The sequence below is a fragment of the Xenorhabdus bharatensis genome, from assembly GCF_037996705.1.
Taxonomy (GTDB): Bacteria; Pseudomonadota; Gammaproteobacteria; order Enterobacterales; family Enterobacteriaceae; genus Xenorhabdus; species Xenorhabdus bharatensis.
Genome location: NZ_JBBMXG010000030.1, coordinates 25,958 through 36,047 on the forward strand (window position 1 = coordinate 25,958; position 10,090 = coordinate 36,047).

13 protein-coding genes are annotated in these 10,090 nt (G+C 45.3%); 12 read left to right on the top strand and 1 reads right to left on the bottom strand.

All coding sequences use genetic code 11. The annotated features are described in order from the left end of the window. Position 1 precedes the first annotated feature (1 nt). From kefB to slyD, 3 genes are all read left to right on the top strand, one after another. Positions 2 to 1,801: a glutathione-regulated potassium-efflux system protein KefB gene (gene kefB, locus AAC855_RS19635; RefSeq protein WP_340611825.1), complete on the top strand. Its 1,800-nt coding sequence runs from the start codon at positions 2 to 4 to the stop codon at positions 1,799 to 1,801. Between the two features lie 24 nt (positions 1,802 to 1,825). Then, positions 1,826 to 2,029 carry a YheV family putative zinc ribbon protein gene (locus AAC855_RS19640; RefSeq protein ID WP_340611826.1) on the top strand — a complete coding sequence of 68 codons (204 nt, stop codon included), beginning with the start codon at positions 1,826 to 1,828 and terminating at the stop codon, positions 2,027 to 2,029. A 143-nt stretch (positions 2,030 to 2,172) separates the two neighbouring features. Further along, positions 2,173 to 2,709 carry a peptidylprolyl isomerase gene (gene slyD, locus AAC855_RS19645; protein WP_340611827.1) on the top strand — a complete coding sequence of 179 codons (537 nt, stop codon included), beginning with the start codon at positions 2,173 to 2,175 and terminating at the stop codon, positions 2,707 to 2,709. Positions 2,710 to 2,829: 120 nt separating this feature from the next. Here slyD and AAC855_RS19650 read toward each other — a convergent pair whose 3' ends face one another. After that, positions 2,830 to 3,048, bottom strand: a complete 219-nt coding sequence (locus AAC855_RS19650; RefSeq protein ID WP_099109210.1) for a SlyX family protein — start codon at positions 3,046 to 3,048, stop codon at positions 2,830 to 2,832. 442 nt (positions 3,049 to 3,490) lie between these two features. Here AAC855_RS19650 and fkpA point away from each other — a divergent pair, with 442 nt between their 5' ends. The 9 genes from fkpA to AAC855_RS19695 form a co-directional block, all read left to right on the top strand. Further along, positions 3,491 to 4,255, top strand: coding sequence for an FKBP-type peptidyl-prolyl cis-trans isomerase (gene fkpA / locus AAC855_RS19655; protein ID WP_340611832.1), 765 nt, complete (start codon positions 3,491 to 3,493; stop codon positions 4,253 to 4,255). Positions 4,256 to 4,623: 368 nt separating this feature from the next. Further along, positions 4,624 to 5,376, top strand: a complete 753-nt coding sequence (locus AAC855_RS19660; RefSeq protein ID WP_228858471.1) for a helix-turn-helix transcriptional regulator — start codon at positions 4,624 to 4,626, stop codon at positions 5,374 to 5,376. Beyond that, on the top strand, positions 5,376 to 5,771 hold the full coding sequence (gene tusD / locus AAC855_RS19665) for a sulfurtransferase complex subunit TusD (RefSeq protein WP_340611828.1): 396 nt from the start codon (positions 5,376 to 5,378) through the stop codon (positions 5,769 to 5,771). Before AAC855_RS19660 ends, tusD begins: the two co-directional genes overlap by 1 nt. 54 nt (positions 5,772 to 5,825) lie before the next feature. Further along, a complete protein-coding gene (gene tusC / locus AAC855_RS19670) occupies positions 5,826 to 6,185 on the top strand; it encodes a sulfurtransferase complex subunit TusC (RefSeq protein WP_340611829.1) in 360 nt (119 codons plus the stop codon). A 19-nt stretch (positions 6,186 to 6,204) separates the two neighbouring features. After that, entirely contained in the window at positions 6,205 to 6,492 is a 288-nt protein-coding gene (gene tusB, locus AAC855_RS19675; protein ID WP_340611830.1) for a sulfurtransferase complex subunit TusB, read from the top strand. A gap of 241 nt (positions 6,493 to 6,733) precedes the next feature. After that, a complete protein-coding gene (gene rpsL / locus AAC855_RS19680) occupies positions 6,734 to 7,108 on the top strand; it encodes a 30S ribosomal protein S12 (protein WP_086954597.1) in 375 nt (124 codons plus the stop codon). A gap of 99 nt (positions 7,109 to 7,207) precedes the next feature. Further along, positions 7,208 to 7,678 (top strand): 30S ribosomal protein S7, encoded by a 471-nt coding sequence (gene rpsG, locus AAC855_RS19685; protein ID WP_099109204.1) that lies wholly within the window; start codon positions 7,208 to 7,210, stop codon positions 7,676 to 7,678. 94 nt (positions 7,679 to 7,772) lie between these two features. Then, entirely contained in the window at positions 7,773 to 9,881 is a 2,109-nt protein-coding gene (gene fusA, locus AAC855_RS19690) for an elongation factor G (protein ID WP_340611831.1), read from the top strand. Between the two features lie 71 nt (positions 9,882 to 9,952). Beyond that, positions 9,953 to 10,090 (top strand): GTP-binding protein (locus AAC855_RS19695; protein ID WP_230050329.1); only part of this gene is annotated, 138 nt, incomplete at its 3' end.

Here is a 10,090-nt window from a genome sequence, read left to right on the forward strand (position 1 = left end):
CATGGAGACTTCAGCGCTGTTAAGCGCCGGAATATTGTTTCTGTTTGCTGCTGTTGTCGCTGTTCCTCTGGCTCAGAAGTTCAGAATCGGAGCCGTTCTGGGGTATCTTCTTGCCGGGATTGCACTTGGCCCTTGGGGGGCCGGGCTTATCAAGGACGTCGGTGAAATTCTCCATTTCTCTGAGCTTGGCGTTGTTTTTCTGATGTTCATCATTGGTCTTGAACTGAATCCGGCAAAACTCTGGCAACTCAGGCGTTCTATCTTTGGTGCCGGTACAGTGCAGGTTGTGCTGACTGCACTCGTTCTGGCCTCATTCCTTTGCCTGACAAATTTCTCATGGCAGGCTGCTGTTATCGGCGGTGTGGGGCTTGCCATGTCATCAACCGCGATGGCTCTGCAATTAATGCGGGAAAAAGGCATGGCAAATAATGAAGGCGGGCAACTCGGTTTTTCTATTTTGCTGTTTCAGGATATTGCGTTAATCCCGGCTTTAGCTTTGATCCCGATACTGGCAGGTGGTACGGCTTCCGGTGATTGGTATCGTATCGGCCTTAAAATTATTGCCTTTGCCGGTATGTTATTGGGTGGACGCTATTTATTACGTCCTTTATTTCGTTTGGTGGTGAAATCCGGCGTCAGAGAGGTATTTACCGCCGCTGCGCTGCTGGTTGTTCTTGGTGCTGCGGTTTTCATGGAAGCACTGGGGTTTTCGATGGCTTTGGGGACGTTTATTGCGGGAGTGTTACTTGCTGATAGTGAGTATCGCCATGAGCTGGAAATTTCCATTGAACCCTTCAAGGGACTGTTGCTGGGGCTGTTTTTTATTTCGGTTGGTATGTCGTTGAATATTGGTGTGCTGTTACGCCATTTGCCCGATGTATTGCTTGCTGTTTTGGCTCTGGTGCTGACAAAAAGTGCCATATTGTATGTTCTTGGCAGAATTTCTGGGCTGGGAAACTCATTGGGTATGCAGCTTTCCGGTGTGTTAAGTCAGGGGGGAGAATTCGCCTTTGTTTTATTTTCAGCCGCGCTTGGGGAGAAGGTGTTAGACCAGAACCAGATGTCATTTTTGTTGGTGGTGGTGACATTATCGATGATGACAACACCACTGGTGATGACATTGGTCGAGCGGATATTAACCGGTCGTTACAATACACAACCGGAAAACAGTGAAACACCTTTTGTGGAAGATAACGCTCCACAAGTTATTGTGGTGGGATTTGGTCGTTTCGGGCAGGTTGTCGGGCGGCTTTTAATGGCAAATAAAATCCGTATCACTGTGCTGGAGCGGGATGTCAGTGCGATCAGCACACTGCGCCGTTATGGTTATAAGGTGTATTATGGTGACGCAAGTGAGCTGGCGTTGCTGCGTTCTGCGGGGGCTGACAAAGCTAAAGCGATTGTCATTACCTGTAATGAGCCGGAAGATACCATGACCATTGTCCGGTTATGTCAGCAACATTTTTCTCACCTGCATATCACTGCACGTGCAAGAGGGCGTTTTGAAGCTCATGAGCTGTTGCAAAGTGGTGTACAGGATTTTAGTCGGGAAACATTTTCAAGTGCGCTGGAAGTCGGGAGAAAAACCATGATCGGGCTGGGTATTCATCCTCATCATGCCTATCGTGCCCAGCAACATTTCAGGCGTCTGGATATGCGCATGTTGCGTGAGTTGATGCCTCATCTACAGGGCGATGTGGCGCACATATCCCGTGTAAAAGAAGCCCGTCGGGAATTGGAAGAGTTATTTGAACGGGAAATGCTTAATGAACGTCGTCAGCCGGAAGGTTGGGATGAGTGATGATGTGAAGTAATGGGGGAAAGTATGTCTGTCAGTCGTAAGCGTTTTATTGCAGGAGCCGTTTGCCCGAAGTGCCAGTCACAGGATACTTTGGCTATGTGGCAGGAGAATAAAGTAGATGTTGTGGAATGTGTCAGTTGTGGGCATCTTCAGCGGCAAACCGATGAATCTGTAACGCCCCATGTCAGAGAGCAGGAACAGATTATCGGTATTTTTACGCCTAAGTAATTGAACCAAGTTACAACAGGCCATGGATAAATTTTTTCATTACCAGATACAGTGAAGTAGAATTCCGGTACAATCAGCGGCATTTTTAGTCGTAACGTAAGAATTTTCCCTCACGTTTTTACCCGGGTATTGTAGGAGATGTCATGAAAGTAGCAAAAGATTTGGTGGTCAGCTTGGCTTATCAAGTAAGAACAGAAGATGGTGTTTTAGTTGATGAGTCCACGGTGAGCGCACCGTTAGACTATCTGCATGGCCGTGGTTCCCTGATCAGCGGTTTAGAGAAATCACTGGAAGGTCGTGAGGCTGGTGAGCGTTTTGACGTAAGCGTTGAATCTGACGATGCATATGGTCAGTATGATGAAAATCTGGTGCAGCGCGTACCAAAAGATGTTTTTGTTGGTGTTGAAGAATTGGAAGTGGGTATGCGTTTCCTGGCTGACACTGATATGGGGCCTGTACCTGTTGAAATTACCGCATTGGAAGGCGATGACGTTGTTGTTGATGGCAACCACATGCTGGCTGGTCAGAACCTGAAATTCAACGTTGAAATTGTTGCGGTTCGTGAAGCAACGGAAGAAGAACTGGCTCACGGTCACGTACATGGTCAGGGTGGTTGTGGTGATCACGATCATCAGCATGATCATGAAAGCCATAGCTGCTGCGGCGGCAGCTGCCACTAATTTGGCAGGAAAAAGGGAAGCTGATGGGCTTCTCTTTTTTATTTACGGTTTGCCCCGGCCTTTGCTGGCAGGTATTGACTCTGGTCAGTCATGCTGGGGCTATCCCCACTGAATAGGTTCTTAATAGTGCGGAGGGGGTGTTTCTTCTGACATCGGTGCGATAATTGATGACTGGTGGGTTTTCAGTCGTTCGGCCATTAATTTTAACTGTTCTTTCAGTCTATCTATTTCTACCTGCTGTTTTCTAACCTCTTGGTTTAATTCTTCAATGGTCATTTCCTGATAGGCTAGTTTAGTTTCCAGTTGCTCAAATCTTTGTTCAAAGCTGGATAATTCCATTATTTTCCCTCTCATCTTTGTTTGTTGTTTGTTCATTTAATTTCATGTCGAAACGATTATTCTAATCGGGTTGATACTATAATACCGGTGGCCTGATGCCTATACCCTTCGCCTTTCAAGTTGCCTCTTTGTTGGCTGCGTTCTCTCACTCCGGTCACAGTTTTTATAAACATACGGTTAGCTATGCTCCCGGGGATGAGTTCTCTTGCCGCCGCGATACAACTCGAAATCCATTGGGTATAAACCTTTTGGCAAAGGTGAGGGCAGAGAAAAGTGAAGAAAAAACGGAAAAGTAAAAGGCTTTTGACATCAATATGGTGCTAATCTTTTTTCAGGTCAATGTATAGCAAATATTGTTATTGGTTTTAGTAGGCAGTTATAGTACATGTGGTTGCATGATTTTTGCTGATGACAAATTCAGTCAAATTTATTGGAGAATATGATGAAATCATTCTTAAAAACAACTTTGTTAGCAACTACACTGGCAATGACATTCGGTGTACCTTATGTAATGGCTAATGAAGCAAAAGCCAGCGACGAAGTGAAATTGAATAAAGCTTTCAAGACCGTAGAACAGCAAAATTCTTATGCGCTGGGAGCTTCTATTGGTCGTTATATGGAAAAAACTTTAGAGGAACAGAAAACTCTGGGTATCAATATCGATAAATCTCAGGTTATGTCTGGCTTTGGAGATGCAATAAATAATAAAAGCAAACTGAATGATAGCGAAATTCAGCAGATCCTCAGTGAGTTTGATGCAAAAATCAGGGCTGCTTTACAGGTTAAACTGGAAAAAGAAGCTAGCGAAAATAGCGAGAAAGGGAATAAGTTCCGGGAACAGTTCGCTAAGGAAGCTGGAGTAGTCAAAACTAAATCAGGTCTTTTGTACAAAGTTGAGCGTGAAGGAACGGGTAAAACTCCCGTATTAACCGATACTATCACCGTGAACTACAAAGGTTCTTTGATTGACGGGAAAGTGTTTGATAGTTCCTATGACCGGAAAGAGCCTCTGTCTATCCCTCTGGATGGCGTTATTCCCGGCTGGAAAGAAGGTCTTCAGCACTTGAAAAAAGGCGGAAAAATGAAGCTGGTTATCCCACCTGAGTTAGCTTATGGTAAGAATGGTGTTCAGGGAATTCCGGTTAACTCAACTCTGGTCTTTGAAATTGAATTGCTGGATATTAAACCTAGCGCGAAAACAAAATAATTTTCATTGTAATTAAGACATAATTTTATAACAGGGGCTATCATGCCCCTGTTTTGTTATGAGAATATTTACTTCGGCTTGATAAGTTATAAAGATTAAATATAGAAAATGAGTTTGACCACTTATTATTTTCTACGGTATTAAATAGAATAACTTTCTCATATATCAGGTGTATTCGAACACTAAGCTGTGATAAAGCCGAATGGTCTGCACAGCGAGAACGTGATGATAATTTCATGTAGTTTTAACGTCATTATTCTGGATAGAATACAGCGTATTAAAAATGTTTTCTGCTAAGTGCGGTTATAATAAATCTCTCCCTGATGTTTTGGTGAGGCGGAGTCTAAGCTTGAAGGATGGTGTATTACATGTCTACCCCGTTATTTTCTGGTGAAAAAATATCTGGTGATAAAATATCCGGTGATACAAGCGATATTGATTTACTGGAAAATCAACCGTTCAGTGAAACGGATCATGAAATCTTAAAGTCTTATGAAGCGGCAGTTGATGGCCTGGCTATGCTGATTGGTGGGCATTGTGAAATTGTTCTTCATTCACTGGAAGACCTTAAATGTTCAGCCGTCAGAATAGCTAACGGAGAGCATACCGGTCGTCAAATCGGTTCTCCTATTACCGATCTGGCGTTGCGGATGCTGCACGATATTACTGATGAAGACTCTTCTGTTTCCAGAGCCTACTTCACAAGGGCGAAAAGTGGCGCATTGATGAAATCTGTCACTATTGCTATTCGCAATCGTCAGCGTCGGGTTATCGGGCTTTTGTGTATCAACATGAATCTTGATGTTCCTTTTTCTGAAATTATTCAGACTTTTATTCCTGAGAAAACTCACGACGTTTCCTCAAATGTCAATTTTGCTTCTTCTGTGGATGATCTTGTTGCTCAGACATTGGAATTCACTATCGAAGAAGTGAATGCTGACCGCAATGTTTCCAATAATGCCAAAAACAGGCAGGTTGTTCTGAACCTTTATGAGAAGGGCATTTTTGATATCAAAGATGCGATTAATCAGGTTGCTGACCGCCTGAATATCTCCAAGCATACGGTATACCTCTATATTCGCCAGTTTAAAAATGGTGAATGTGCACATCCGGAGAAGTAATGTTGCCACTGTCTTACTGCCTGCTGGTCACCGGGCCGGCATACGGGACTCAGCAAGCCAGTAGTGCCTACCAGTTTGCTCAGGCACTGATTGCCTCTGGTCATAAATTGCATAGCGTGTTTTTTTATCGTGAAGGTGTCCAGAATGGTAATCAGCTGACTGCTCCGGCCAATGATGAGGTTGATCTTGTCAGGGCGTGGCAGTCATTGGCTGTTCAGCATCAGTCTGAGCTGTTTATCTGTGTTGCAGCCGCATTACGACGCGGTGTCGTGGATGAGCAACAGGCAAATGAACTGAGTTTGAGTGCCGCAAATCTTGCTGATGGTTTTGAACTCAGTGGTCTCGGTTCTTTGGCTGAGGCCATGATGCTGTGTGACCGTGTGGTACAGTTTTAAGGGTATGACGGCTCAATGGCACAGGATCAGGGGCACAACAGGAAGACATTCATAATGAAAAAAATCGCCTTTATTTTTACTGAGGCCCCACACGGTTCCTCTGCGGGTAGAGAAGGGCTGGATGCACTACTTGCAACATCAGCACTGACGGAGCAGGTCGGCGTATTCTTTATTTCTGATGGCGTACTTCAGCTGCTGTCCAACCAGCAGCCGGATAAAATCCTGTCACGTGACTATATTTCAACATTTAAGATTTTACCTCTGTATGACATTGAAAATTGTTATATTTGCCTTGAAGATCTGACGGTTAGAGGGTTTTCTCCAGAAGATGATTTTATTCTGGAAGCTGAATTTCTCTCGACTGCGGCAATCCGGCAGATGCTAGCGGGCTATGATGTTGTGTTGAAATTTTAATCTACTTTGGAGAGATGACATGTTATATACTGTTAGATGCTCACCTTATCAGAATGACTTCAATGCAATACTTGGCTTGATCACTGATGCAGATGATGTCCTGATGTTGCAAAATGGGGTATTACTGGGCGTTAATGGCAGCCCCCATTTAGCTGAGCTGATTCATACGGGAGCAGGTATCTATGCCTTACAGGAGGATCTGGATGCCAGAGGGCTTACGGAGCGGGTTTCAGAGCATGTAAAAGTGGTCAATTACAATGGCTTTGTCAGTTTAACGGTGAAACATCAGCAAAGTTTAAGTTGGTAAATATTTCCGCATTTTATCCGCAGATATTGCCTGTGATCATTCAGTTAATAAATCAGTGGCCTGTGAACTTATTCGGGTGCTGACATCATACTGACAGATACCAACATATAGAAAGACTGTATATTTCTTGACACCTCGTCAAGTCAGCAATAAAATTCCGCGTCCTCTCGTTTTGTCATCATGGCTGACAGAGGGTAAAATCCGTGTTTACGAAGCAAAAAAACCAGGAGTTTTTTTAATAATGGCTACTATTAACCAGCTGGTTCGCAAATCTCGTAGCTCGAAAGTTGTGAAAAGCAACGTTCCTGCTCTGGAAGCTTGCCCGCAAAAACGTGGCGTATGTACTCGTGTATATACTACCACTCCAAAAAAACCAAACTCAGCACTGCGTAAAGTATGCCGTGTTCGTTTGACTAACGGTTTCGAAGTGACTTCTTACATCGGTGGTGAAGGCCACAACCTGCAAGAGCACTCCGTTATCCTGATCCGTGGCGGTCGTGTTAAAGACTTGCCAGGTGTGCGTTACCACACTGTTCGCGGCGCATTGGACTGTTCCGGTGTTAAAGACCGTAAACAAGCTCGTTCTAAGTACGGTGTGAAGAAGCCAAAGGCTTAATGGGTCTCCGTTAAGTAAGGCCAAACATTGTTCACTTTAAATGTCAAAATAAACTCGTAGAGTTTTGGACAACCCTGAAATTCGAAACGGAGTATTTCCATGCCACGTCGTCGTGTAATTGGTCAACGTAAAATTCTGCCAGATCCAAAGTTCGGATCAGAACTGCTGGCCAAATTTGTAAATATCCTGATGGTAGACGGTAAAAAGTCTGTCGCAGAAGCAATCGTATATGGTGCGCTTGAGACCCTGGCTCAGCGTTCCGGTAAAGAACATCTGGAAGCATTCGAGCTGGCACTGGATAACGTGCGCCCGACTGTGGAAGTTAAATCCCGCCGTGTAGGTGGTTCTACCTATCAGGTTCCAGTTGAAGTTCGTCCGGTTCGTCGTAATGCTCTGGCAATGCGTTGGATCGTTGATGCTGCTCGTAAACGCGGTGATAAGTCTATGGCTCTGCGCCTGGCGAATGAATTATCTGATGCGGCTGAAAACAAAGGCGCTGCTGTTAAGAAACGTGAAGACGTTCACCGTATGGCAGATGCTAACAAGGCGTTCGCACACTACCGTTGGTAATCCATTTTTTAGGAATCCATCGGCAGTGAATATGTTCTGGGTAGCTGCGGCTGCCCGTTCTCCAAATTGAAGAACGCCCACGAGAGAGGAAAAAATGGCTCGTCAAACACCTATAGCACGTTACCGTAATATCGGTATCAGTGCCCACATCGACGCCGGTAAAACCACGACAACTGAACGTATTCTGTTTTACACAGGTGTAAACCATAAGATCGGTGAAACTCACGAAGGTTCAGCAACAATGGACTGGATGGAGCAGGAGCAGGAGCGTGGTATTACCATTACCTCCGCAGCGACTACTGCATTCTGGTCTGGTATGGCTAAACAGTATGAACCACACCGTATCAACATCATCGACACCCCAGGCCACGTTGACTTCACTATCGAAGTAGAACGTTCTATGCGTGTTCTTGATGGTGCAGTAATGGTTTACTGTGCAGTTGGTGGTGTTCAGCCTCAGTCTGAAACCGTATGGCGTCAGGCTAACAAATATAATGTTCCACGCATCGCGTTCGTTAACAAAATGGACCGTATGGGTGCGAACTTCCTGCGCGTTGTTGAGCAGATCAAAACTCGTCTGGCAGCTACCCCAGTTCCTCTGCAACTGGCGATCGGTGCAGAAGATACCTTCACGGGTATTGTTGACCTGCTGAAAATGAAAGCAATCAACTGGAACGAAGCTGATCAGGGTACTACCTTCACTTATGAAGATATCCCGGCTGATATGCTTGAACTGGCTCAGGAATGGCATCAGAACCTGATCGAATCCGCAGCAGAAGCATCAGACGAACTGATGGACAAATATCTGGGCGGTGAAGAGCTGACTGAAGACGAAGTCAAGGCAGCTCTGCGTAAGCGTGTTCTGGCTAATGAAATTATCCTGGTTACCTGTGGTTCTGCATTTAAGAACAAAGGTGTTCAGGCAATGTTGGATGCAGTTATCGAATATCTGCCAGCGCCAACTGACGTTGAATCTATTAAAGGTATGTTGCCAGATGGCAAAGATACCCCAGCAGAACGTCATTCAAGCGATGACGAGCCATTCTCTGCACTGGCGTTCAAAATCGCAACTGACCCATTCGTGGGTAACCTGACGTTCTTCCGTGTTTACTCCGGTGTTGTTAACTCTGGTGACACCGTACTGAACCCGGTTAAAGACAAGAAAGAACGTTTTGGCCGTATCGTTCAGATGCACGCCAACAAACGTGAAGAAATCAAAGAAGTCCGTGCAGGCGACATCGCTGCTGCTATCGGTCTGAAAGATGTAACTACCGGTGACACTCTGTGTGACATGGCTTCTCCAATCATTCTGGAGCGCATGGAATTCCCAGAGCCAGTTATCTCTGTTGCTATCGAGCCAAAAACTAAAGCTGACCAAGAAAAAATGGGTATCGCTTTAGGCCGTCTGGCACAAGAAGACCCATCATTCCGCGTGAGCAGTGATGAAGAGTCTGGTCAGACTATCATCGCAGGTATGGGTGAACTTCACCTCGACGTACTGGTTGACCGTATGCGTCGTGAATTCAACGTTGAAGCGAACGTAGGTAAACCTCAGGTTGCTTACCGTGAAACTATCCGTGCTTCTGTTGAGCAGGAAGGTAAACACGCTAAACAATCCGGTGGTCGTGGTCAGTTCGGTCACGTTTGGCTACGTATCGAGCCTCTGGAAGCAGGTGGCGACGGTTACCAATTCGTGAACGAAATCGTTGGTGGTGTTGTTCCTAAAGAATACATCCCAGGCGTTGACAAAGGTGTTCAGGAACAGCTGAAGAGTGGTGTTCTTGCAGGTTACCCAATCGTTGACGTTAAAGTTGCTCTGTTCGACGGTTCTTACCATGACGTTGACTCCTCAGAAATCGCCTTTAAAATTGCCGCATCCATGGCATTTAAAGAAGGCTTCATGAAGGCGAAGCCAGTTCTGCTGGAACCAATCATGAAAGTCGAAGTGGAAACACCAGAAGACTACATGGGTGACGTCATCGGTGACTTGAACCGTCGCCGTGGTATGATCGATGGTATGGATGATGTAGCTACGGGCAAAATTGTTCGTGCTCAAGTACCATTATCTGAAATGTTTGGTTATGCTACTGACCTGCGTTCTCAGACCCAAGGTCGTGCTTCTTACTCCATGGAGTTCTTGAAGTACAACGAAGCGCCTAGCAACGTCGCTCAGGCTATTATCGAAGCTCGTAAAGCTAGATAAGTTTTCGAGTTTACTATCTTTTTGGCTCCCTCATCATTTGTGACGGGGGAGCGGTATTAAGGAATAGAGTCGTGTCTAAAGAAAAGTTTGAACGTTCCAAACCGCACGTTAACGTTGGTACTATCGGCCACGTTGACCACGGTAAAACTACCCTGACTGCTGCAATCACCACCGTTCTGGCAAAAACCTACGGCGGTAGCGCACGTGCA

What these genes read in the sequence shown, in the direction of transcription:
- kefB (WP_340611825.1), top strand. Translation starts at nt 2, where the DNA reads ATGGAGACTTCAGCGCTGTTAAGCGCCGGAATATTGTTTCTGTTTGCT.
- AAC855_RS19650 (WP_099109210.1), bottom strand. Translation starts at nt 3,048, where the DNA reads ATGGAATTATCCAGCTTTGAACAAAGATTTGAGCAACTGGAAACTAAA.
- rpsL (WP_086954597.1), top strand. Translation starts at nt 6,734, where the DNA reads ATGGCTACTATTAACCAGCTGGTTCGCAAATCTCGTAGCTCGAAAGTT.
- AAC855_RS19640 (WP_340611826.1), top strand. Translation starts at nt 1,826, where the DNA reads ATGTCTGTCAGTCGTAAGCGTTTTATTGCAGGAGCCGTTTGCCCGAAG.
- tusC (WP_340611829.1), top strand. Translation starts at nt 5,826, where the DNA reads ATGAAAAAAATCGCCTTTATTTTTACTGAGGCCCCACACGGTTCCTCT.
- fusA (WP_340611831.1), top strand. Translation starts at nt 7,773, where the DNA reads ATGGCTCGTCAAACACCTATAGCACGTTACCGTAATATCGGTATCAGT.
- slyD (WP_340611827.1), top strand. Translation starts at nt 2,173, where the DNA reads ATGAAAGTAGCAAAAGATTTGGTGGTCAGCTTGGCTTATCAAGTAAGA.
- tusB (WP_340611830.1), top strand. Translation starts at nt 6,205, where the DNA reads ATGTTATATACTGTTAGATGCTCACCTTATCAGAATGACTTCAATGCA.
- fkpA (WP_340611832.1), top strand. Translation starts at nt 3,491, where the DNA reads ATGAAATCATTCTTAAAAACAACTTTGTTAGCAACTACACTGGCAATG.
- tusD (WP_340611828.1), top strand. Translation starts at nt 5,376, where the DNA reads ATGTTGCCACTGTCTTACTGCCTGCTGGTCACCGGGCCGGCATACGGG.
- rpsG (WP_099109204.1), top strand. Translation starts at nt 7,208, where the DNA reads ATGCCACGTCGTCGTGTAATTGGTCAACGTAAAATTCTGCCAGATCCA.
- AAC855_RS19660 (WP_228858471.1), top strand. Translation starts at nt 4,624, where the DNA reads ATGTCTACCCCGTTATTTTCTGGTGAAAAAATATCTGGTGATAAAATA.